19 protein-coding genes are annotated in these 21,170 nt (G+C 61.4%); 17 read left to right on the top strand and 2 right to left on the bottom strand.

Features of this window, described 5'->3' with window-relative positions:
• Positions 1 to 205: 205 nt before the first annotated feature.
• On the top strand, positions 206 to 1,669 hold the full coding sequence (locus ABIE33_RS00220; protein ID WP_429119949.1) for a phospholipase D-like domain-containing protein: 1,464 nt from the start codon (positions 206 to 208) through the stop codon (positions 1,667 to 1,669).
• 32 nt (positions 1,670 to 1,701) lie between these two features.
• Here ABIE33_RS00220 and erpA read toward each other — a convergent pair whose 3' ends face one another.
• Positions 1,702 to 2,034, bottom strand: a complete 333-nt coding sequence (gene erpA, locus ABIE33_RS00215) for an iron-sulfur cluster insertion protein ErpA (protein ID WP_429119946.1) — start codon at positions 2,032 to 2,034, stop codon at positions 1,702 to 1,704.
• 214 nt (positions 2,035 to 2,248) lie between these two features.
• Here erpA and ABIE33_RS00210 point away from each other — a divergent pair, with 214 nt between their 5' ends.
• The 15 genes from ABIE33_RS00210 (at position 2,249) to ABIE33_RS00140 (ending at position 19,692) form a co-directional block, all read left to right on the top strand.
• Positions 2,249 to 3,466: a deoxyguanosinetriphosphate triphosphohydrolase gene (locus tag ABIE33_RS00210; RefSeq protein ID WP_429119943.1), complete on the top strand. Its 1,218-nt coding sequence runs from the start codon at positions 2,249 to 2,251 to the stop codon at positions 3,464 to 3,466.
• A gap of 95 nt (positions 3,467 to 3,561) precedes the next feature.
• The gene (gene argS / locus ABIE33_RS00205) at positions 3,562 to 5,322 is read left to right on the top strand and encodes an arginine--tRNA ligase (protein WP_429119940.1); all 1,761 of its coding nucleotides are present in this window, start codon (positions 3,562 to 3,564) and stop codon (positions 5,320 to 5,322) included.
• Between the two features lie 63 nt (positions 5,323 to 5,385).
• Positions 5,386 to 8,322, top strand: coding sequence for an SPOR domain-containing protein (locus tag ABIE33_RS00200; protein ID WP_429119937.1), 2,937 nt, complete (start codon positions 5,386 to 5,388; stop codon positions 8,320 to 8,322).
• A 141-nt stretch (positions 8,323 to 8,463) separates the two neighbouring features.
• Positions 8,464 to 9,480 carry a beta-N-acetylhexosaminidase gene (gene nagZ, locus ABIE33_RS00195; RefSeq protein WP_429119934.1) on the top strand — a complete coding sequence of 339 codons (1,017 nt, stop codon included), beginning with the start codon at positions 8,464 to 8,466 and terminating at the stop codon, positions 9,478 to 9,480.
• Between the two features lie 36 nt (positions 9,481 to 9,516).
• Positions 9,517 to 10,383 carry a segregation and condensation protein A gene (locus ABIE33_RS00190; protein ID WP_429119931.1) on the top strand — a complete coding sequence of 289 codons (867 nt, stop codon included), beginning with the start codon at positions 9,517 to 9,519 and terminating at the stop codon, positions 10,381 to 10,383.
• On the top strand, positions 10,376 to 11,104 hold the full coding sequence (gene scpB / locus ABIE33_RS00185; protein WP_429119928.1) for an SMC-Scp complex subunit ScpB: 729 nt from the start codon (positions 10,376 to 10,378) through the stop codon (positions 11,102 to 11,104). The genes ABIE33_RS00190 and scpB overlap by 8 nt, the downstream gene beginning before the upstream one ends.
• Positions 11,105 to 11,191: 87 nt before the next feature.
• Positions 11,192 to 12,304: an ABC transporter ATP-binding protein gene (locus ABIE33_RS00180; RefSeq protein ID WP_429119925.1), complete on the top strand. Its 1,113-nt coding sequence runs from the start codon at positions 11,192 to 11,194 to the stop codon at positions 12,302 to 12,304.
• A 94-nt stretch (positions 12,305 to 12,398) separates the two neighbouring features.
• The gene (locus ABIE33_RS00175) at positions 12,399 to 12,605 is read left to right on the top strand and encodes a twin-arginine translocase TatA/TatE family subunit (protein WP_025426854.1); all 207 of its coding nucleotides are present in this window, start codon (positions 12,399 to 12,401) and stop codon (positions 12,603 to 12,605) included.
• A 74-nt stretch (positions 12,606 to 12,679) separates the two neighbouring features.
• On the top strand, positions 12,680 to 13,363 hold the full coding sequence (gene tatB / locus ABIE33_RS00170; RefSeq protein WP_429119921.1) for a Sec-independent protein translocase protein TatB: 684 nt from the start codon (positions 12,680 to 12,682) through the stop codon (positions 13,361 to 13,363).
• Entirely contained in the window at positions 13,360 to 14,202 is an 843-nt protein-coding gene (gene tatC / locus ABIE33_RS00165) for a twin-arginine translocase subunit TatC (RefSeq protein WP_429119919.1), read from the top strand. The genes tatB and tatC overlap by 4 nt, the downstream gene beginning before the upstream one ends.
• A gap of 48 nt (positions 14,203 to 14,250) precedes the next feature.
• Positions 14,251 to 15,534: a serine--tRNA ligase gene (gene serS, locus ABIE33_RS00160; protein ID WP_429119916.1), complete on the top strand. Its 1,284-nt coding sequence runs from the start codon at positions 14,251 to 14,253 to the stop codon at positions 15,532 to 15,534.
• A gap of 16 nt (positions 15,535 to 15,550) precedes the next feature.
• On the top strand, positions 15,551 to 16,321 hold the full coding sequence (surE, locus tag ABIE33_RS00155) for a 5'/3'-nucleotidase SurE (protein ID WP_429119913.1): 771 nt from the start codon (positions 15,551 to 15,553) through the stop codon (positions 16,319 to 16,321).
• Positions 16,318 to 16,971, top strand: a complete 654-nt coding sequence (locus ABIE33_RS00150) for a protein-L-isoaspartate(D-aspartate) O-methyltransferase (RefSeq protein ID WP_429119910.1) — start codon at positions 16,318 to 16,320, stop codon at positions 16,969 to 16,971. The genes surE and ABIE33_RS00150 overlap by 4 nt, the downstream gene beginning before the upstream one ends.
• 368 nt (positions 16,972 to 17,339) lie before the next feature.
• Positions 17,340 to 17,984 carry a biotin biosynthesis protein BioC gene (locus ABIE33_RS00145; protein ID WP_429119907.1) on the top strand — a complete coding sequence of 215 codons (645 nt, stop codon included), beginning with the start codon at positions 17,340 to 17,342 and terminating at the stop codon, positions 17,982 to 17,984.
• Between the two features lie 151 nt (positions 17,985 to 18,135).
• A complete protein-coding gene (locus ABIE33_RS00140) occupies positions 18,136 to 19,692 on the top strand; it encodes a peptidoglycan DD-metalloendopeptidase family protein (protein WP_429119904.1) in 1,557 nt (518 codons plus the stop codon).
• 5 nt (positions 19,693 to 19,697) lie between these two features.
• On the opposite strand, the gene ABIE33_RS00135 is transcribed toward ABIE33_RS00140, so the two are convergent.
• Positions 19,698 to 20,567 (bottom strand): ATP-binding protein, encoded by an 870-nt coding sequence (locus tag ABIE33_RS00135; RefSeq protein WP_429119902.1) that lies wholly within the window; start codon positions 20,565 to 20,567, stop codon positions 19,698 to 19,700.
• Between the two features lie 239 nt (positions 20,568 to 20,806).
• On the opposite strand from ABIE33_RS00135, the gene yajC reads away from it, so the two are divergent.
• Positions 20,807 to 21,142 (top strand): preprotein translocase subunit YajC, encoded by a 336-nt coding sequence (yajC, locus tag ABIE33_RS00130; protein WP_429119900.1) that lies wholly within the window; start codon positions 20,807 to 20,809, stop codon positions 21,140 to 21,142.
• Positions 21,143 to 21,170: the final 28 nt, after the last annotated feature.

Genomic DNA, 21,170 nt, shown 5'->3' with positions numbered 1-21,170 from the left:
GCTCGAAACGCCCTTCCATGTCAGTGAATCCTTCCGGACAGCTTCTTGTAACGGCTCGGGATTCGTTTGACAAATCCGATACCTGCGGTCTTTTCGGGAAACGGCCCCGCCATACATCAATACCGCGCAGCGCAGTTCATTCACTTGCCATATGCGCGCAGGTCCGCGAATTGATTCCCGTCCAACGCAGGCTATAGTCCCGCACATGATCGACCTCATTCAGAATTATTGGCCGCATTTCCTTGTCTTCCTGTCTTTCGCCTTGGGTGTCCCAGCAGTCATCCACGCTGCCATGACCAAGGACGATGTCCGGGCGGCAGCCGGCTGGGTGGGGGTCGTGTTGCTGTCGCCCATCGTTGGCGCGCTCGTCTATGGTGTTGCTGGCATCAATCGGATCCGTCGCTCGTCCATCGGAATGCAGCGTTCGTTGCTGCGCGGCCGCGGGCCGGACCAATTCGGGAGCTTCGATGTGTCCGGTGCCGAGATCGGCGCGCGCTTCGGCCAGCGATTCGCAGCGATGAAGATCCTCGGTGACCGCGTGTCGCGACATGCAATGTCCACAGGCAACCGCATAACCATGCTCGAAGGTGGGGACGCAGCCTATGCCGCCATGCTGCACGAGATTGCCAATGCGCGCCGCAGCATCCTGCTTGAAAGCTACATCTTCGATCGAGATGCGCTCGGCTTGCGCTTCGCCGATGCATTGATTGCAGCGCGTGGGCGAGGGGTCGAGGTACGAGTGTTGATCGATGCGGTGGGCGCACGCTACTCGGTGCCCAGCATTGTCGGCTATCTCAAGGCTGCCAGCGTGCCCACGGCCGTCTTCAACGGCAACATCATCATGGGGCTCAGATTGCCCTATGCCAATCTGCGCACGCACCGGAAGATCCTAGTTGTCGATGGCAAGGTCGCCTTTGCCGGCGGCATGAACATCCGCGCCGGTTTCACCACCGAAATCGCCGGGTCCGAAGCAGCCTATGACACCCATTTCTACATCACCGGCCCTGTCGTTGCCGACATCTTCCAGGTTTCGGCCGAGGATTGGCAGTTTTCAACGGGCGAACTTCTGGCAAGCGACACCTGGAAGATCGAACCGACGTCGCCACCGGCAAAGGCGCCGGGCATGTTGATGCGTGCGGTGCCATCAGGGCCTGATAAGACGAATGAAACCAACCATAAGATGCTGATGGGTGCTTTCTCCGTGGCGCGGAAGAACATCCGGCTGATGTCGCCGTATTTCCTTCCTGACCGGGAACTGATCAGCGCGCTTGTGACGGCCGCCCGCCGCGGCGTCGAAGTGGATATCGTTGTGCCCGCGGTCAACAATCTGCTGCTGGTCGATCGTGCCATGACCGCGCAGTTCGATCAGGTGCTGAAAGGGCATTGTCGCGTGTGGCGCGCAAGGGGCGCCTTCAATCACTCCAAGCTGCTCGCCGTTGACGAGCGCTGGGCCTATGTCGGCTCGACGAACCTCGATCCGCGGTCGCTGCGCCTCAACTTCGAATTCGATCTTGAAGTGCTCGACGATGTCTTTGCGCGCGACGTCAGCAGCCGCATCGCTGCGATCATAGAGTCCGCGCAAGAGGTGACCCTGCAGGATTTGAACGCCCAGCCTTTGGCTGCGCGCCTGGCGAACCGTTTACTCTGGTTGGGGTCGCCGTATCTCTAGCCGTGGACGGCGCACGCGAATGCGCCGTTCGGTCAGATGGAAAAACTCGTTCCGCATCCGCAGCTTGCGACAGCATTCGGATTCTTTATCTGAAAAGACTGGCCGAGCAGATTGTCGATGAAGTCGATCTCCGAACCGCCCATGTAGACGAGCGACAGGCTGTCGATCAGCACTTTGGCGCTGCCCTTTTCCAGCACGAGGTCATCGTCGCTCGCGTCGTCAACCAGATCGAACTTGTAGGAGAAGCCCGAGCAGCCGCCGCCCTCGACGGAAACCCGCATGGCATTCTTATGCCCGTCCGATTGCAGAATGGTGGCGATCCGCTTGGCGGCCGCATCGGAAAGGGTCACTGTTTCCTGTGTCATATTTGCCTCCTGCCGGGGTCAAGAACCGGAGAGATTCGTCTTCATTGCGTGATCAGCAAAGGCCTGGTGCAGGCATGTCTTTCGATGACGAGCGCCAAGCCATTGCTTTGACTTCAGGAATCGGTCTCTGCTTGGTGACCGCTTTCCCGTAGCTTTCACTATAGGTATGAAGGCTTGAATGTCCCGTCAATGGGATGACACATGCAGGTGTGAAATGACGTTCGACAAAAATGCGCTCGGCTTCGGTTACGGTGAACATGCGCCCTTCGCGTCAAATCCCTGGGTGACGCGCGGCAGGCTCTACCCGGAAGCGACAAGTCCGACGCGCTCCGACTTTCAGCGCGACCGTGACCGCATCGTGCACACGACTGCCTTCCGCCGGCTGAAACACAAGACGCAGGTTTTTATCGCCGCAGACGGCGACCACTATCGCACACGCCTGACCCACACGATCGAGGTGGCGCAGATTACACGCGCCCTGGCGCGAGCGCTGAAGCTTGACGAAGACCTCGCCGAAGGCGTCGCGCTCGTCCATGATTTCGGCCACACGCCGTTCGGGCACACGGGCGAGGATGCGCTGCATGACATGCTCAAGCCCTATGGCGGCTTCGATCACAACGCCCAATCGCTGCGTATCGTCACCAAGCTCGAACGACGCTACGCCGAGTTCGACGGCCTGAACCTCACCTGGGAAAGCCTGGAGGGACTGGTCAAGCATAACGGGCCACTTCTGACCCTTGACGGGCAGGGCACGCACGGTCCGGTGCCGCAGCCGATCCTGGATTATTGTGCCATTCACGACCTGGAGCTCGCGAGCTTTGCGAGCCTCGAGGCGCAGGTGGCGGCGATCGCCGACGACATCGCCTATAACACCCATGACATCGATGACGGCTTGAGATCTGGCTACTTGACCTTTGAGATGCTGGAAGACGTGCCGTTCCTTGCCCGGCTGATGCGCGAGGTCAGCGATCGTTATCCCGGTCTGGAGGCGAGCCGCTTCACCCATGAGATCATGCGACGCCAGATCACGGCGATGGTCGAGGACGTGATTACGGTCGCGCAGGCGCGCCTCAAGCAGGCACAGCCCGAAAGTGCCATGGATGTCAGGCAGGCCGGCAAGGTCATGGCGACATTCTCGGAGGAGATGGGCGAGACCGACAAGCAGATCAAGAGGCTGCTGATGACGCGAATCTATCGCCATCCCGAGGTGATGCGGGTGCGCGAAGGTGCTGCGTCGATCGTCTGCGATCTCTATCGCGCCTTCATGGCCGATCCCTTGCTGATGCGCGAACACTATTGGATCGACCAGATCCCAGGGATGGCCGAGGCGGCGCGGGCACGCCATGTCGGGGACTATCTGGCCGGGATGACCGATACCTTCGCCATCAGTGTCCACCGGCGTTTGTTTGACCATACGCCCGATTTGCGATAGGGACGCCCCGCCCGGAGGCTTTTGGTTCAAGCGAACCGGGCCTCCTTTTGAGTTTTGCACCGACCATATTCTGTCGGGAAAAGCGGACGGATCAGATGAATCTCTTCACGGACTTCGAATCAAGGATTAAGGATATTCTCGAAACGCTTGATGCCGTTCGAGAAAAGCGATCCGAGCTTGATTTCAGCCGTATCAATGTCGAGCCGCCGCGCGACCCCAGCCATGGCGATGTCGCAACCAATGCTGCGATGGTGCTGGCCAAACCGCTGGGGATGAATCCGCGTGCGCTTGCCGACCTGATCGTCGAGAAGCTCAAGCAGGATCCTGAGGTCACGGATGTTTCGGTTGCCGGTCCCGGCTTCATCAACGTGCGGCTTTCGGTTTCCTACTGGCAGAAGCTGTTGACCGCGATGGTCCGCTCCGGAGCGGACTATGGTCGCAGCACGACCGGTGCGGGGCGCAAGGTCAACGTCGAGTACGTGTCGGCGAACCCGACTGGGCCGATGCATGTTGGCCATTGCCGCGGCGCCGTCGTCGGCGACGCGCTGGCGAACCTTCTGGCCTTTGCCGGCTACGAAGTGACCAAGGAGTATTACATCAACGACGCCGGCTCGCAGATCGATGTGCTGGCACGCTCGGCCTTCCTTCGTTACCGGCAGGCGCTGGGTGAGGAGATCGGCGAGATCCCGTCGGGCCTCTATCCTGGCGACTACCTGGTACCCGTCGGCGAAGCTCTTGCCGACGAGTTCGGCACGAGCCTGCGGTTGATGCCTGAGGACAAGTGGATGCCGCTCGTCAAGGAGCGCACCATTGACGCGATGATGGTTATGATCCGTGAGGATCTTGCCGCCCTGAACGTTACCCATGATGTCTTCTTCTCGGAGCGGACCCTGCATGCCAATGGCGCTGCCAAGATCCGTACTGCGATCAACGACCTGACCTTCAAGGGCCACGTCTACAAGGGCACGTTGCCGCCGCCGAAGGGGCAGTTGCCGGAGGACTGGGAAGACAGGGAGCAGACGCTGTTCCGCTCGACCGAGGTCGGTGACGATATCGATCGGCCTTTGATCAAGTCGGACGGAAGCTATACCTACTTCGCCGCCGACGTTGCTTACTTCAAGGACAAGTTCGACCGTGGCTTCGACGAGATGATCTATGTGCTCGGCGCCGATCACGGTGGTTACGTCAAGCGGCTTGAGGCGTTGGCGCGCGCGGTGTCCGGCGGCGCGTCGAAACTGACTGTGCTGCTCTGCCAGTTGGTAAAGCTCTATCGCGAAGGTGAGCCGGTCAAGATGTCCAAGCGTTCCGGCGATTTCGTGACGCTGCGCGACGTCGTCGATGAAGTCGGCCGCGACCCGGTCCGGTTCATGATGATCTACCGGAAAAACTCCGAGCCGTTGGATTTCGATTTCGCCAAGGTGACAGAACAGTCCAAGGATAACCCGGTCTTCTACGTGCAGTATGCGCATGCGCGTTGCCGGTCCGTCTTCCGTCAGGCTGCGGACGCGTTCCCCGAACTCGACCTGTCCACCGTCGATTTTGCCGGCGCAATCAATGGCTTGATCGTCGATCCGGCGGAACTGCAACTGGTCGCCAAGCTCGCAGAATATCCGCGCGTGGTCGAGGCTGCGGCACTGGCGCAGGAGCCGCATCGCATCGCGTTTTACCTGTACGATCTTGCCGCTGCCTTCCATGGACACTGGAACAAAGGTAAAGAGAATCCGGAATTACGTTTTGTTAACGATAAAAATAGAGAATTAAGTACTGCCAGACTCGGGCTGGTGCATGCTGTCGCTTCCGTACTGAAGTCGGGCCTGTCCATTACAGGCACCTCCGCACCGGAAGAAATGCGATAAGTATTGTCACCATTTTCCCACAATGCACTGGCAAGTGAATGCAGGCAATTGTGAGTGGAGAGCATGGCAGACAAACAATTCGCACGAAGCGGGCCGGCTGAATTCGATGTATTGGCAGACGATGATCCGTTGGCCGAACTCGCCCGGATCGTCGGCTACGATGCCCGGCCGGCTGTCCAGCAGTTGCAGGAATTGCAACGCCACCAGGAAACCGTCCGGCAAGACCCGGCTTTCGATCTTGAGGAAGAGCTTCTTCGAGAGTTCGATACCTATGACGCGCCGCGCACAGCAAGTGTTCAGCCGGATAATGGTCCGGTTGAGCCTGCCGCTGTGTCGGCAGAAGAGGTTCAGCAGGTAGAGCCGGTGCCTGAATTTGCACCGGCGGAGTTTGCTGAGGCCGAATCGGCGCCAATCGAAGATGCGCCGGCGGCTCAGCCCGCGTATCAGCCAGCCGAATTCCTGGATGCATGGTCGGAGGTTACTCCAGCTGAAGAGGTCGACCACGGTCACACCGAAGTTGCCGCGTTTCCTGATGCGCCTTCCGCTTCGGTCAGCGATCTGCCGCCATACGACGTGGTTTCCGAAGAGGCTGAGCCGTCCTTCGATCTGGAGCGTGAGCTCGAACTCTCGCTTGGCGACGTCGAGCTTTCTCCGGCAACCGGGTTTGCGCCGGTCGAGCAGCACGCCGCGGCATCTGAAGAATGGCATGCGCCGGTCGAGGACATCTCGTTCGATGTTTCGGATTTCGCCGACGATCTGGCGACCGAGCAGGCTTCGCTGGCCGTCGAGCCGTCGTTTGAAGTGGCCCCGGCTGCCGAGGGCAGCAACGCCTATGCGTCGGACAATGCCTATTCGTACGAACCGGCAGTGACTGAACAGGCCGCTCCGGTTGTGGCTGAGCCGACAACCGAGAACGCCGTCGATCAGCTTCTTGCCGATATCGAGCGGTTTCCGGTGCCGGCCGCAACCGGCTTGGTCGCCGCTGCAGTCCACGCTCATCCCGCGGTTCATACGCGGGTCGAGCCGGCTGTCGTGGCTGCGGCACCGGTCAAGAAGAGCCCCTATCCCTTCACGCCGACGTTCAGTCGCGCCACGCCGGTCGCTTCGTCCTCGGGTGTTGGCCAGCAGCGTGCCTTTGCCGGTCCGATCGTCTCGTCGATCCCTGCCGCCGCCGCACCCGTGGTTGCCGCACCCGTGGTTGAGCCACAGGCTGTCGTAGAGCCCGCTCGTCCGACTATAGAGCCGGAGAACGAGCCGAGCTTCGACATCGAGAACTTCGAAATGGAGCTCTCAGATGTGGCGATGGAAATGGAGCTTCCGGAATTCGACGCTTCTGAGGATGTGGTGGCTGCCGTGCAGCAGCCAGTTTTCCCTGCCGTCGAAGAGCCGCCAGTACAGCGTGAAGAGCCCTTCGTGGCACCGTCGGTCGCAGCAGCGCCCGTCGAATTCGAAGAGCCGCCTGTTGAAAGCGTCCTGCCTTTCGATCCGTCGATGATCGCTGAAGCAGATACAGGCGTTGCACCGATCGCCGATATGGACGTACCGCAACTGCCGGTCATTGAGACAGAAAAGCCGGTCGCCTATCCCGCCGACTACGATCTCGATATCGACGCGGAAATGGCTCAGCTTTTCGGCACGCCGGCACCGTCCGCCAGGGAGACACAGGCTCGCCCCGTGGAGGCGCGTGAACCTGCGCGCACCGCGCCGGCAGCCAAGCCTGCCGCATCGTTTGGCGCCGCCCCGATGGATGATTTCGACGAGTTCGAGAAGGCAATGGAAGAAGACTTCCGTCGCTCGATGGTCGAACGTCAGAACACGCCGCGCGAATCCGAGCGTGCCCAGTCTATGTCTGGCCAGGCCGATGCGGGTGTTTATAACGAATACGGCTCGGGTCGCCGCTCGCAGCGCGCGATGCTGCTGGCCGCAAGCGTCGCCGGCGTCATCATTCTCGGTGGTGCAGGCGTTTACGCCTGGATGGGGGGCAGCGATGCCGCCTCGTCCGGCGAGGGTCCTAAGATCATTCTCGCCGACAAGTCGCCGGTAAAGGTCGTGCCCGAGGAAAAGGGCGGAAAGACCGTGCCGAACCAGGACAAGGCCGTCTATGACCGTGTCGCCGGCGCACAGGGCACAGGCCCTCGCCAGGAGGCTCTGGTCTCCTCGACGGAAGAGCCGATGGACGTTGTCCAGCGGACGCTGACGCCGGAGAACCTGCCGAATGACATTGGCGACGAAGCCGATGCTCTCTCCACTTCACCGAATGCCGACGAAGAGTCCGCTCGTTTGCTGCCTGATGACGGCGCTGCTGCGCCGGCGGATCAGGAGGAGGACAAGGCACCTGCGGTCGCGCCACGAAAAGTCCGCACGATGATCGTCAAGCCGGACGGCACGCTCGTCGCCCGCGAAGAGCCGGTTGCTGCACCCGCAACGGAAGTTGCCGGCAACGCTCAGCCGGTTCCGGCACTGGCTTCGGGTCAGGCTGCCGCGTCGGGCACCGAGGGCCAGGCGACAGCCACGGGCGCCGGCTCCGAACTTCGCGCAGCCGGCCAGGCACCGGCCGGTGCCGACCAGGTCGCACTTGCAGCCGCAAGCGACGCCACGGTAAACGCTGTTGGCGGCCAGGCACCGCTGCCGCAGACCCGCCCGGCCGAACAGGCGGCAAACGTCGCTGCGGCCGCAACAGCGCGCCCGGCTGAGACGCAGGCTGCCGCCAACGCCGCAGCGGATACCCAGCAGGTCTCGACGGCGTCCGTGCCGGCCGGCAGCTACTTCATCCAGGTGGCGTCGCTGCCCTCCGAGGCCGAAGCGCAGAAGTCCTACAACAGCCTTTCCAACAAGTTCGGGAGCGTCATCGGCGGTCGCGGCGTGGATATCCGCAAGGCGGAGATCGCGGGCAAGGGCACCTACTATCGTGTCCGCATCCCGGCTGGATCGCGCGAAGAGGCCAATGCCCTTTGCTCGCGCTACAAGGGCGCTGGCGGCAGCTGCCTCGTGACCAAGTAGTCACAGCAGCAATATTATCCCCCGAAGGGCGCGGCAGAGATGCCGCGCCCTTTCACGTTTCCGTGTCAGTAGTCTGTGCATGACACGCACCGTTAATTATTCTCGCTTCGCTGCGGGGAGGCGGCGCACTATGCTTTTGGCATGAGCGAATCAAAAGCATTTATCTCCGGCTGCAAGGGTCTTTCTCTTTCGAGCGAAGAGCGCAGCTTCTTTGATGGCGAGCGGCCCTGGGGCTTTATCCTCTTTGGCCGCAACATTGGCGAGGAACAGCAGATTTCCGATCTGGTCGCGGCGCTACGTGACAGTATCGGTAATCCTGCGGCACCCGTGCTGATCGACCAGGAAGGCGGACGCGTCCAGCGCATCCGGCCGCCGCTCGTTCAGCAGTATCCCAACGGCGCGGCGATCGGAGAGATCTACCGCCGCGACGCCGAGGGCGGCCTGCGCGCGGCCTGGTTGATGGGGCGGCTGCACGCCTTCGATCTGATGCGCTTCGGCATCACGGTCGATTGCCTGCCGGTGCTCGACGTGCCGGTTCCCGGCAGTCACGATGTCATCGGCAATCGCGCCTATGGACACGATCCGCTAAGCGTGACGGCGATCGGTCGGGCGATGGCGGAAGGCCTTAAGTCCGGTGGCATGCTGCCGGTCATGAAACATATGCCCGGCCATGGCCGCACCTTCGTCGATTCTCACCACAGCCTGCCTGTGGTGAGCGAAACCTTCGACGAGCTCGCCAAGAGCGATTTCCTGCCCTTCATCGCCATGAAGGACGAGGTCATGGCGATGTCGGCGCACATGGTGTTTACGGCGATCGATCCGGACAATCCGGCAACGACTTCCGCCAAGGTGGTGCGCGAGATTATCCGCGGCCATATCGGTTTCGACGGGTTGTTGATGTCCGACGACGTTTCGATGAATGCGCTGGCGGGCGACATGACGGCCCGCGCTCGCAACATCATCGACGCCGGGCTTGATCTCGTCTTGCATTGTCATGGCATAATGGACGAGATGAAGGCTGTAGCGGACGTCGTGCCGGTTCTGGCCGGGGAGACGTTGCGCAGGGCAAGGGCCGCCGAGGCCGCCTTCCGCAAGCCTGATAATGCGAACGAGCAGGAACTGCGGGCCGAGTTCAACGGCCTGTTCGCAACGGTTTGAGGGCGGGCATGGCCGGCGGGAAAGGATCGGGCTGTCGTGAGCAACGCGGGTGAAAAGCAGGGCAGGTCCGGGCCGAAAGCGCCGATAGATCCCTTGTGGCAGGACGAGAACGCGGAGCGGGGGCTGCACGAAGAGGCGCTTGTCATCGACATCGCCGGCTTCGAAGGCCCGCTTGATCTGCTTCTCCATCTTGCTCGCAGCCAGCGGGTCGACCTTGCCCGCATCTCCGTCCTGGCACTGGCCGAACAATACATCGCCTTTGTCGAGCGGGCGCGCAGCATCCGCATTGAACTGGCTGCCGACTATCTCGTCATGGCGGCCTGGCTTGCCTATCTCAAGTCGCGGCTGCTGATCCCGCAACAGGCGAAGGATGAGGGTCCCTCCGGTGAAGAGATGGCCTCGGCGCTGGCGTTCCGGCTGAAGCGTCTCGAGGCCATGCGCGAGGCAGCGACCCGGTTGATCAACCGAAACCGTCTCGGTCGTGATGTTTTTGTCCGTGGTGCGCCGGAGCACATCGTCACCGAGCGGAAGTCGGATTATGACGCGTCGCTCTATGACCTGCTGACGGCCTATGCGAGCTTGCGCCAACGAACGGCGATTACCCAGGTGACGATCGAAAAGCGCCACGTCTGGTCGCTTTCGGACGCGCGGTTGATCCTGGCGCGTATGATCGGTCATCTGGATGACTGGACCGCGCTCGACCACTTTCTGTTGCGCTATATGACGACGCCGAAGGAGCGGGCAACGGCTATTGCCAGTTCCTTTGCCGCCTCGCTGGAAATGGTGCGCGAGGGCCGCTTGGAAATCCGTCAGGAAGAGGCGTTCGCGCCAATATATCTGCGGCGCGGGCCAAACCCGATCGATGCGGCGACGCTCGCCGATATGGAGGCAGCCCGTGGCTGAGCCGCAGAAATATTTGCCGGGCGTTGAAGACGAAGACAGCGAGGATGACGGCCCGTTGCGCGATGCTCGCATGGAGCAGGAAGCCGAGCGCATTGCCGAAGCTCTGGTCTTCGCCTCTGCCCAGCCGGTGTCGGAGGCCTACATTGCCAGTCGCCTGCCGGGCGACGCCGATGTCCCCCGCATCATGGCGCGGTTGAAGGCGCTTTATGCCGGTCGTGGCGTCAATCTGGTGCAAGTGGCCGATCACTGGGCGTTCCGCACGGCCGCCGACCTGTCCTTCGTCGTGCAGACGGATGAGCAGGAAGTTCGCAAGCTGTCGCGCGCCGCGCTCGAGGTTCTGGCGATCATCGCCTACCACCAGCCGGTAACCCGCGCCGAGATCGAAGACATCCGCGGCGTGCAGACATCCAAGGGCACGCTCGACGTGCTGATGGAAGCAGGCTGGGTCCGCTTCCGCGGCCGCCGCCGCACGCCCGGGCGTCCGGTCACCTTCGGAACCACACGCGATTTTCTCGACCACTTCGGCCTAGAGGAACTGCGCGACCTGCCTGGCATAGAGGAGTTGAAGGGCGCGGGTCTTCTATCCGGCCGCGTTCCGTCCAATTTGCATATTCCCGTGCCCGTTGGCGACGATGACCTGGCGGAAAACGAGGATCCGATCACCCAACTCGACCTGGAAGAGCTGGGGCTCTTGACTCCGAAGGGCGAAGAGGCCGATTAAAAACCTGATTGGAGAAATCGGCTTTCTCCGTCGAGCCTGCATCCGGCATGGTCGCCGCGATGCCACCGGTGTCAAGGAATACGCAGCATGGTTTCAGGTACGCAGGACGGGCCCGTCATGGCAACGCGACGGACGGCGGGCGTATCTTTCGCGGCGAGCCTGACATTCGAAGATATCCACCACAACTACCATTCCAAGGAGACGATCAAGGGTGTCAGCCTGGCGGCCAAGGCCGGCGAGGTCCTTTGCCTGCTCGGTCCCTCCGGTTCCGGCAAGACCACGTTGCTGCGGATCGCTGCCGGCATCGAGGTGCAAAGCGCAGGCCGTCTCCTGCTCAACGGGCAAGAGATTTCCGGCCCGTCGGTCTTCCTGCCGCCGGAAAAGCGCGGTGTCGGGCTGATGTTCCAGGACTTTGCGCTGTTTCCGCACATGACCATCCGCGACAATGTTCGCTTTGGCCTGACGGCTCTTCCGAAGAGAGAAGCGCTGATCCAGGCCGACGCGGCCCTCGAACGCGTCGGCCTGTCGCATTACGGAGATCGTTATCCCCATGTGCTTTCGGGTGGCGAGCAGCAGCGCGTGGCGCTCGCCCGTGCGCTCGCGCCGCGGCCGGCCGTGCTGTTGATGGACGAACCGTTCTCCGGGCTCGACTCGCGGCTCAAGGATTCGATCCGAGCCGATACGCTTGCCATCCTTCGGGAGACGCGCGCCACCGCGATTGTCGTCACGCATGATGCCGAGGAAGCGATGCGCATGGCCGACCGGATCGCTCTGCTCAAGGAGGGGCGCCTGGTTCAGGTCGGCACCGCCGACGAGCTTTATCGTCAACCACGGGATCTGTTTGCCGCGGGTTTCTTCTCTGAAATCAACGTGTTTGACGCGCAAGTGCGGAACGGTCGCGTCGACACGCCGCTCGGTGGCGTGGATGCCGGCCAGTACCGCGACGGGCAGCGCCTTTCCGTGGCCGTGCGGCTTTCGGGCCTGCATGTCGGCAAGGACGAAGGCGATATACAGGCGCGGATCGTCTCGCGCCGTTTCATCGGCGTTGTCGAACTGCTCGAACTGGCGGTGGAGGGCTGCGACGGAACCGTGCGCGCCCGTATCCGCGCGGACCAATTGCCGCAAGGATTGCGCGATGTAATGCTTTCAGTTAACGAGCGGGATATATTGCTGTTTGAAAAAGATGTTCCGACATCTTAGGGTCTGTGGCGAAAAGAGGCTGTGCTGGTGGCGCGCCTGAAAATTGACACGCGAATAGGGCCTAAATCGGGGAAGGCTCAGAGGGAGTAAACGCATGGGTTCCTTTAGTATCTGGCACTGGCTGATCGTTCTGGTCGTGGTGCTGTTGTTGTTCGGTCGCGGCAAGATTCCGGAACTGATGGGCGACGTTGCCAAGGGCATCAAGAGTTTCAAGAAGGGCATGAACGACGACGACGTCGCTTCCGCCGACAAGCCGCTCGACGGCAAGACTGTTGATCACAAGTCTGACGAAGTTCGCTAACGATCGAGCATCGATAGGGCCAGGCTGGGATTTCCTCCCGGCCGGCCGCACCACGGGTTTGCAGGACATATCGAATGCTTGATATCGGCTGGACCGAGCTAGTCGTCATTGCCATCGTACTGATCGTTGTTGTCGGACCGAAGGATTTGCCGCCGATGTTGCGCGCCTTTGGCCGCATGACGTCGAAGCTGCGCGGCATGGCCTCGGATTTCCGCCAGCAGTTCGATGAGGCGCTGCGTGAGGCGGATCTCGAAGATGTCCGCAAGACGATCAGTGACGCGCAAAGCCTCAATCCGGCAAATGCGCTGCGCGATGCGATGAACCCGCTGCGCCAGATCGGCAACGAAATCAAATCCGATCTCCAGAAGGCGGCGTCGCCGGACAAGCCTTCTGTCTCATTTCCAGAGCCTGCGGTCACCTCGGTGGTCCCGGGAAGTACTTCTGTCGCTGCTGCGCCTGAGGCAAAGCCGGCAGATAGTGTTGCGGCCGCCGCGATCGGTTCTGCGAGCCGTCAGATGCAGCGTGCCGAAACGGCCGAGCCTGCAGCAAAACCGAGGCGGACAGTGAAGGCAAAAACAGGCGCAACACCCGCGCCCAAGAAAGCTTCCGCCACGAAGGTTGCTGTCGTGGAGGCTACGCCCGCGAAGCCTGTCGCAAAGAAGGCTGACGTCAAGAAGACCGCAAAGGCAGCGGCCGAGCAGCCGAAAGAAAAAACACAAAAGACACGCGCGGCAACGCGCAAGAAAGGTGAAGCATGAGCGGCGATATCGAGGACCGGCCGCAGCCGCTGATCGAACACCTGGTCGAACTCAGAAAGCGGCTGATGTGGGCCGTTGGCGCGTTCTTCATCGCCTTTCTCGTCTGCTTCTACTTTGCCAAGGGTCTCTTCAACCTTCTGGTTCTGCCGTTCAAATGGGCGGTCGCCTGGGCCGGGATGGATCACCGCAATGTCGAGCTGATCTACACCGCGCCGCAGGAGTTCTTTTTTACCCAGATCAAGGTGGCGATGTTCGGCGCCTTGGTTATTGCCTTTCCGGTGATCGCTTCGCAGATCTACAAGTTCGTCGCTCCGGGCCTCTACAAGAACGAGCGGGCAGCATTTCTGCCGTTCCTGATCGCCTCGCCGCTTCTGTTCCTGCTCGGCGGCGCGCTCGTCTATTTCTTCTTCACGCCGATGGTCATGTGGTTCTTCCTGGCGATGGAGCAGGGCGGCGACGAAGGCCATGTTGCGATCCAGCTTCTGCCCAAGGTCTCGGAATATCTGAGCCTGATCATGTCGCTTGTCTTTGCTTTCGGCCTCGTTTTCCAGCTGCCGGTGATCACCACGCTTCTGGCGCGCGTGGGATTCGTGAGCGCCAAGGGCCTTGCCGAGAAGCGCAAATACGCAATCGTGATCGCGTTTGTCGTCGCGGCCGTCCTGACGCCGCCGGATCCGGTCTCCCAGATCGGCCTTGCACTGCCGGCCATCCTTCTCTACGAAATTTCGATCTATATGGCGCGACTCGTCGAAAGACGGCGGGCAGCGGATGCGCTCCAGCGCGAGGCCGCCCAGTCGCAGGAAGAAACTTCCGAAGAGGTTGGCCCCGCACAGGGCTGAGCATTCGACGGTTCCGCGCCGTGACCTTTAAAAACGCGTGGAACGACAATGCTTGATATCAAATGGATCCGTGAGAATGCCGATGTGCTGGACGCCGCCCTGGCGAAGCGGGGCGCGGAACCATCGTCCACGTCGCTGATCGCCATCGACGAACGTCGCCGCACAATCCTTCAGTCGCTGCAGGACATGCAGTCGCGCCGCAATGCGGCGTCGAAGGATATCGGCGCGGCCATGGCGCAGAAGAACCATGAGCTTGCTGAAAAGCTCAAGGCCGAAGTTGCCGAGCTCAAGAATTCGATGCCGGCACTCGAGGAAGAGAGCCGCCAGGTCGAAGCCGAGTTGAACGACGCCCTGTCGCGCCTTCCGAACATCCCGCTCGACGACGTTCCGGTAGGTTCGGACGAGGCGGGTAATATCGTGACACGGGTTATCGGTGCCAAGCCCACCTGGAATCACCAGCCGCGCGAGCATTTCGAAGTCGGCGAGGCGCTCGGGCTGATGGATTTTGAGGGCGCCGCGCGCATTGCCGGATCCCGCTTCACCATCCTGAAGGGCCAACTCGCCCGGCTCGAACGTGCGCTCGGTCAGTTCATGCTCGACCTGCACACCCAGGAGCACGGCTATACCGAAGTCCAGCCGCCGCTGCTGGTGCGTGACGATGCGATGTACGGCACCGGCCAGCTGCCGAAATTTGCCGAAGACCTGTTCCGCACGACCGACGATCGCTGGTTGATCCCGACGGCCGAAGTTCCGCTGACCAACATCGTGCGTGAGCAGATCCTCGATGGCGAAAAGCTGCCGTTGCGCTTTACCGCGCTGACGCCGTCGTTCCGTTCTGAGGCTGGTTCTTCGGGCCGCGACACGCGTGGCATGCTGCGGCAGCACCAGTTCAACAAGGTCGAGCTGGTTTCGATCACGGATGCCGAGACATCCGTCGCCGAACACGAGCGCATGACTGCCTGCGCCGAGGAGGTGCTGAAGCGTCTTGGTCTGCACTACCGCGTGATGACGCTCTGCACCGGCGATATGGGCTTTGGCGCCCGCAAGACCTACGATCTCGAGGTCTGGCTGCCGGGACAGGACACATATCGCGAGATTTCGTCCTGCTCGGTCTGCGGCGATTTCCAGGCACGACGTATGAATGCGCGCTACCGCAACAAGGAAGACAAGGGTACCAGGTTCGTTCATTCGCTGAACGGTTCCGGCGTCGCTGTCGGCCGCGCCCTGATTGCCGTTATCGAAAACTATTTGAACGAAGATGGTTCGGTTTCGGTGCCGGACGTATTGCTTCCCTATATGGGCGGCCAGAAGCGTATCGAAAAAGCTGCCTGACGGGAAAGAAGTCGCAATGCGGATCCTGCTGACAAACGACGATGGCATCCACGCCGAGGGCCTTGCGGTCCTTGAGCGGATCGCCAGGACCATTTCCGACGACGTCTGGGTGGTTGCGCCCGAGGCCGATCAGAGCGGTCTCGCCCATTCGCTGACGCTTTCGGAACCGCTGCGCCTGCGTCAGATCTCCGAGAGGCGTTTTGCGCTGAGGGGCACGCCGACCGATTGCGTGATCATGGCCGTGCGCAAGGTCCTCGACCGCAAGCCGGATCTCGTCCTGTCGGGAGTCAACATCGGCGCGAACATGGCTGACGACGTGACCTATTCCGGCACCGTCGCCGGTGCGATCGAGGGAACTCTGCAAGGCATCCGCTCCATGGCGTTGAGCCAGGCCTATAGCCATGTCGTCGGCGAGGCGGTGGCCTGGGACGTGGTCGAGCGTCACGCGCCTACGTTGATCCGCAGCCTGCTGGCAGTCGATCTTCCTGATGGTACGCTGCTCAACCTCAACTTCCCGAAGTGCTCTGCCGATGCCGTCGCCGGCACCGAAGTGACCTCGCAAGGCAAGCTCGATTTCGGTCTGACGATCGATGAGCGCTCCGACGGTCGCGGTTTTCCCTACTTCTGGCTGCGCTTCGGCGAGCGCTTCGGTGATTTCCGCGCCGGTACGGATATCCACGCGCTTCGCGAAAACCGGATCTCGGTGACGCCGCTCAAGCTCGACCTGACCGACTATTCAGTGCAGGACCGTCTGGCACGGGCCTTGAGCGAAGGGACCGTCGCTTGAGCGGACGTGTTTCGCAACAGGAAGGCTTTGCGGCGATGGTCTTGCGGCTACGCGCCGAAGGCATCAACAACCAGAGCCTGCTGAACGCAGTCGAGCAGACACAACGCGGCCATTTCGCGCCGCCGCAGTTCCAGGCGGATGCTCACTCGCAGCGGACGATCCCGCTCGACTGTGGTTCGTTCATGGAAGGCTACGACTTCGCCGTCCGGCTGCTGCATTGCCTCAACCTCAAATCCGGCCAGCGCATCCTCGAGGTCGGAACCGGCAGCGGCTTTACCGCCGCGGTGATGGGCCGCATCGCCGAGCGCGTGCTGACAATCGACCGCTACCAGACGCTCGTCTCCGCCGCGCAAAAAAACCTGGAAAAGTCGGGGGTGCGCAACGTCATCGTCCGCCATGCTGATGGCAGTGCAGGGGTGCCGGGTGAGGGCACGTTCGACCGCATCCTGATTACGGCTGCGTTCAACAACCTACCGCGCATGTTCTCGGACCATCTTGTGTCCGGCGGAACGCTGGTCGTTCCGATCATGATGAGCGAAACGCATTGTCGCATCGTTCGTGTCAGCCGCACAGGCAGCCGCTTCGACCGAGAGGATCTGTTCGACGCGCCTTACCTTCCGATCGTTCCGCAACTGGCATCTTACCTCTAAGTCAGCAATTCATTTGTGTTGATCTGCGCTGCGCCACTACGGCTCGCGGTCCAACCATGACATTTCGTGTGGGACAATTGGTATGGCGCGGCTCGTCAAAGCTGCGCTCACGGATCGTGATGTCAGGATACTTGGCATGGCGGTTCTTTTAGCAGTGCTGCGCCGAGATCCTCGTCGCGGCCACGTGATAACGGCGGGAGGATCAGCGCCACGACCGTCCATTGGTTAATAAAGTCCTAACTTCTCCAGTTTCGCGCAAGCTTCACGCCATACGCCTTCGGCTGCACGAAAGGTCTGGCCTTGCGAGTCGCTGAATTCCTATGCGGGTCGGAAAGGTGATCTGGTCGTGCGGTTGACGGAGACGGCACATGCAGATTGCGAACAGGCTGACGGCCGCGGCATCAGGCGACGGACTGGGCAACCTTGCCGGTCGTGCAGCGGGGCAATCCGGCGCAGGCGGTAAGGATGAAAATGCCGCCCAGGCGATGCAGGCCACGTTCTTCGATCCGACGCCGCGGATTTCGCTTTCCGCCGATGCGCTGCTTTATCTCAGCCAGAACAGAAGATCCTCGGATGGGCAACCGGCTCTGACGCGCGACGAGTGGAACAACCGCTTGTCGCCGCAGCTGGCCTTGCGGGAATACCAGGCCTTCGGCAAGTTCCTGGAGACCGGCGATCATCGCGGCTACTACAAGGGCTTCATCGAATACTACGACAGCTTGCGATCGGAAGACCAGCATAGCCTGCGCTATTTCGGCACGCGCGAGGCGGCTGTCGCCGGGCTGCGCTCGCTCGAATACGATCAGGCAAGCGGGCTGGACGGCGAGGCTACGTTCCAGACGCTGGTGAGCGTGCTTCTCGAGGAAGACAAGACAGCGCAGTCCGAAGCCCCTGCCGCACCGGCAGGGCGCCAGATTTTTGCCTGGGACCTGACGAGCATCAGCTATGAGGATGAGCCGGCCGAGCGGCGCGCCGTCACCGAAATCGAGCGCCTCTATTCCGAGCTGATCTAGGTTTTCCGCAGCGCAAATGCGGGGCGGTGCGCCGGCCTATGGTTAGCATTCTGTCAAACTAGGCCTTTGGTGGTGCCGACCTTAACCGTGCGGTAACTCTAATACGCTTTAATCAACCCACATCGAGTTGCGTTCGGAGTGGGTAAGCGTCATGCGTCAGTTTGTATCTCCCAAGGTTGGAAAGTCCACGATCCGCCTGTGTGCAGCAGTTTTGCTGGCAGGTGTTGCCACAGGGTGCAGCTCCGACGCCAGCCGTTTCGACGGCTTGTTTTCGCGGTCGGACACACTGACCACCAGCTCAATTCAGAGAAATACCACGCCGGTGCCGCGCGGCGATGTCGACAAAGGTCAGATGGCTGTCGTCTCTCCAGCCGACACGCGCAACTCGGCGCTCGGGCAGCCTTATCCCTCGGCTAGCGGTGGCTACGATCCGGTCAACACGGCGTCGACTCCGGTCTCCAGCGCCCGCGCCGCCTCGACGCCGATGAGCGTGCAGCGTTCGACCCTCGCTGATCCGGCGGCTGCCTCCAATCAGCGCATTGATCCGCAACCGTTCCCGGCTGCACGCCAGGTCGAACAGGCCTCCACGGCCACGCGACAGGTATTGCCGACCGCCGTCAACGAGACTGCCAGCAAGAGTGGCTGGACGACGCAGAACGCGCCTTCGATCATGGTTCGCCAGGGCGACAGTGTTGCCATTCTCTCCAAACGCTTCGGCGTTCCTGAAAAGGAAATCCTGAAGGCCAACGGTCTGAAGACCGCCGGGCAGGTTGAGCCTGGTCAGCGCCTCGTCATCCCGACTTTCGGTGTTGCAAGCAGTGCCGCGAAGGCTGCGGCCTCCAACACGATGACCGATCTTGATGGCAGCAAGCGCCAGCCGTCGCCCTTGCCGACCGATCAGCGCGATGTCGCAATCCTTCCTGGCCAGCCGCAGTCCCGCGACAAGAGTGCCGGCAAGACGGATGTGGCCGCAGGTAAGGTCGCCTCGACGGGCGAGGGCAGCGGTGACGGCTCGTATACCGTCAAGCCGGGCGATTCGCTCAACCGTATCGCCAAGGCGACGGGTGTTTCAGTCGGCGCGCTCAAGCAGGCAAATGGCCTGACGGCAGAATCGATCCGTGTCGGCCAGAAGCTGAAGGTGCCGGGTGCGGCAGGGGCGGCGACCGACCAAGTGAAGACGGCGTCCGTCCCGAACAAGAAAGCCGAAGGCCAGATCGCATCGCTCGACAAGAGCAAGCCCGCCGAATACCAGCCTCCCGTTGCCAAGCAGAGCGTGTCCGAAGTCGCCAGCAAGACCCCTGACGTTGACGAGGAATCGCCGAAGTCGACGGGCATCAGCAAGTATCGCTGGCCGGTACGCGGCGCGGTGGTTGCCGGCTACGGCGCCAATGTCGATGGCAACCGCAACGACGGCATCAACATCTCCGTGCCTGAAGGCACGCCGATCAAGGCAGCCGAAAATGGTGTGGTCATCTATTCTGGCAGCAGCCTGAAGGAACTGGGCAACGCCGTCCTCATCCGTCACGATGACGGAACGGTGACGGTCTACGGCAACGCTTCCGAACTGAAGGTCCAGCGCGGCCAGAAGGTGCAGCGCGGCCAGACGCTCGCGGCATCCGGCATGACCGGTCGCGCAAGCCAGCCGCAGGTCCACTTCGAAGTGCGCAAGAACGCCAGCGCCGTGAACCCGGCAACCTTCCTGGAATAGGCGGCTTAGCCTTCCAGTCGGTGGCGCAGACGACCGGCCAGATCCTGAATGAACTGCCAGGCGACGCGGCCGGACCTTGCTCCCCGCGTCGTCGACCATTCCAGCGCTTCGGCGTGCAAGACATTCTTGTCGACCGCAAGGCCGTAATAGGCCGCATAGCCGTCGATCATCGCCAGATAATCTTCCTGACTGCATTTGTGAAAACCGAGCCACAGTCCGAAGCGATCCGACAACGATACCTTCTCTTCGACTGCCTCCGATGGGTTGATGGCGGTCGACTGCTCGTTTTCCATCATGTGCCGCGGCAGGAGATGACGTCGGTTCGATGTAGCATAGAGCAGCACGTTGGTCGGCCGTCCCTCGATGCCGCCGTCAAGTACGGCCTTGAGCGACTTGTAGGACGTGTCGTCATGGTCGAAAGAAAGGTCGTCGCAGAAGACGATCACCGGCATCGGCGCCGATTTCAGGATTTCCATCAGCGCCGGCAGCGTCGCGATATCCTCGCGGTGAACCTCCACCAGCTTTACCGCGACACCCGTATCGCGTGCGATCTGCGCGTGGACGGATTTGACCAGTGAGGATTTTCCCATGCCGCGTGCACCCCACAGAAGCACGTTGTTTGCCGGATAACCTTCGGCAAAGCGCAGCGTGTTGTCGACCAGGATATCGCGCACATGGTCGACGCCGGTGATCAGCGACAGTTCGATGCGGTTCGGTCTTTTGACCGGTTGCAAATGGTGGCTTGCCGGCGCCCAGACGAAGCACTCTGCCGCGTCCCAGTCATTGGCGGCGGCAGCGGGACCGGCGATGCGCTCGATCGCCGCGGAAAGCTTCTGCATTTCCTTGATGAGAACGTCGATCTTTGTTTCACTCATCGGTCCATCTCCGCTTGCTGAATCAGTCACTTGGCTTCGGTTTAACCGGGTAGCACGCAGGTTTGCGCTGGAAAAGGCCGCACCGGGCGGGAGAGGGGGTTCTCCTCTTGCGCAAATTATGTCAGAGGCACTGGAACGGATACGGGTGCCGCCGCTTTGCATTGCGGCTGCGCGCCCTTATATTCCGGCCGATTTGGCGCGGAGGAACCGCCGCATATTTTGAACTCAAGGAGTGATCGATGTTCATTACCGAAGCTTTTGCGCAGACAGCCGGCGCCTCGTCGACCGGCGGTGCGGACATCCTTATGTCCATTCTGCCTTTCCTGCTGATCTTTGTTGTTATGTATTTCCTCATCATTCGCCCGCAGCGTGCGCAGATGAAGCGCCGCGAAGAGCTGCTGAAGAACATCCGTCGCGGTGATCAGGTCGTGACCGGCGGCGGCATCGTCGGCAAGGTGACCAAAGTCGTCGACGACAGCGAACTGGAAGTCGAGATTGCCGACGGCATCAAGATCCGTGTCGTTCGCAGCGGCGTATCGGAAGTTCGCGTCAAGGGCGAACCCGTAAAGGAATAATCGCAGTCCAGCCACAACCGGAAGCGTC

It is taken from the genome of Ensifer sp. 4252 (assembly GCF_050434565.1).
GTDB lineage: Bacteria > Pseudomonadota > Alphaproteobacteria > Rhizobiales > Rhizobiaceae > Ensifer.
Note: the sequence above shows the minus strand (reverse complement) of the source record. Positions and strands in the feature narration are given on the sequence as shown.

What these genes read in the sequence shown, in the direction of transcription:
- ABIE33_RS00145 (WP_429119907.1), top strand. Translation starts at nt 17,340, where the DNA reads ATGCAGATTGCGAACAGGCTGACGGCCGCGGCATCAGGCGACGGACTG.
- ABIE33_RS00135 (WP_429119902.1), bottom strand. Translation starts at nt 20,567, where the DNA reads ATGAGTGAAACAAAGATCGACGTTCTCATCAAGGAAATGCAGAAGCTT.
- tatB (WP_429119921.1), top strand. Translation starts at nt 12,680, where the DNA reads ATGCTTGATATCGGCTGGACCGAGCTAGTCGTCATTGCCATCGTACTG.
- erpA (WP_429119946.1), bottom strand. Translation starts at nt 2,034, where the DNA reads ATGACACAGGAAACAGTGACCCTTTCCGATGCGGCCGCCAAGCGGATC.
- ABIE33_RS00175 (WP_025426854.1), top strand. Translation starts at nt 12,399, where the DNA reads ATGGGTTCCTTTAGTATCTGGCACTGGCTGATCGTTCTGGTCGTGGTG.
- yajC (WP_429119900.1), top strand. Translation starts at nt 20,807, where the DNA reads ATGTTCATTACCGAAGCTTTTGCGCAGACAGCCGGCGCCTCGTCGACC.
- argS (WP_429119940.1), top strand. Translation starts at nt 3,562, where the DNA reads ATGAATCTCTTCACGGACTTCGAATCAAGGATTAAGGATATTCTCGAA.
- serS (WP_429119916.1), top strand. Translation starts at nt 14,251, where the DNA reads ATGCTTGATATCAAATGGATCCGTGAGAATGCCGATGTGCTGGACGCC.
- ABIE33_RS00220 (WP_429119949.1), top strand. Translation starts at nt 206, where the DNA reads ATGATCGACCTCATTCAGAATTATTGGCCGCATTTCCTTGTCTTCCTG.
- ABIE33_RS00180 (WP_429119925.1), top strand. Translation starts at nt 11,192, where the DNA reads ATGGTTTCAGGTACGCAGGACGGGCCCGTCATGGCAACGCGACGGACG.
- surE (WP_429119913.1), top strand. Translation starts at nt 15,551, where the DNA reads ATGCGGATCCTGCTGACAAACGACGATGGCATCCACGCCGAGGGCCTT.
- ABIE33_RS00200 (WP_429119937.1), top strand. Translation starts at nt 5,386, where the DNA reads ATGGCAGACAAACAATTCGCACGAAGCGGGCCGGCTGAATTCGATGTA.
- ABIE33_RS00140 (WP_429119904.1), top strand. Translation starts at nt 18,136, where the DNA reads ATGCGTCAGTTTGTATCTCCCAAGGTTGGAAAGTCCACGATCCGCCTG.
- nagZ (WP_429119934.1), top strand. Translation starts at nt 8,464, where the DNA reads ATGAGCGAATCAAAAGCATTTATCTCCGGCTGCAAGGGTCTTTCTCTT.
- tatC (WP_429119919.1), top strand. Translation starts at nt 13,360, where the DNA reads ATGAGCGGCGATATCGAGGACCGGCCGCAGCCGCTGATCGAACACCTG.
- ABIE33_RS00210 (WP_429119943.1), top strand. Translation starts at nt 2,249, where the DNA reads ATGACGTTCGACAAAAATGCGCTCGGCTTCGGTTACGGTGAACATGCG.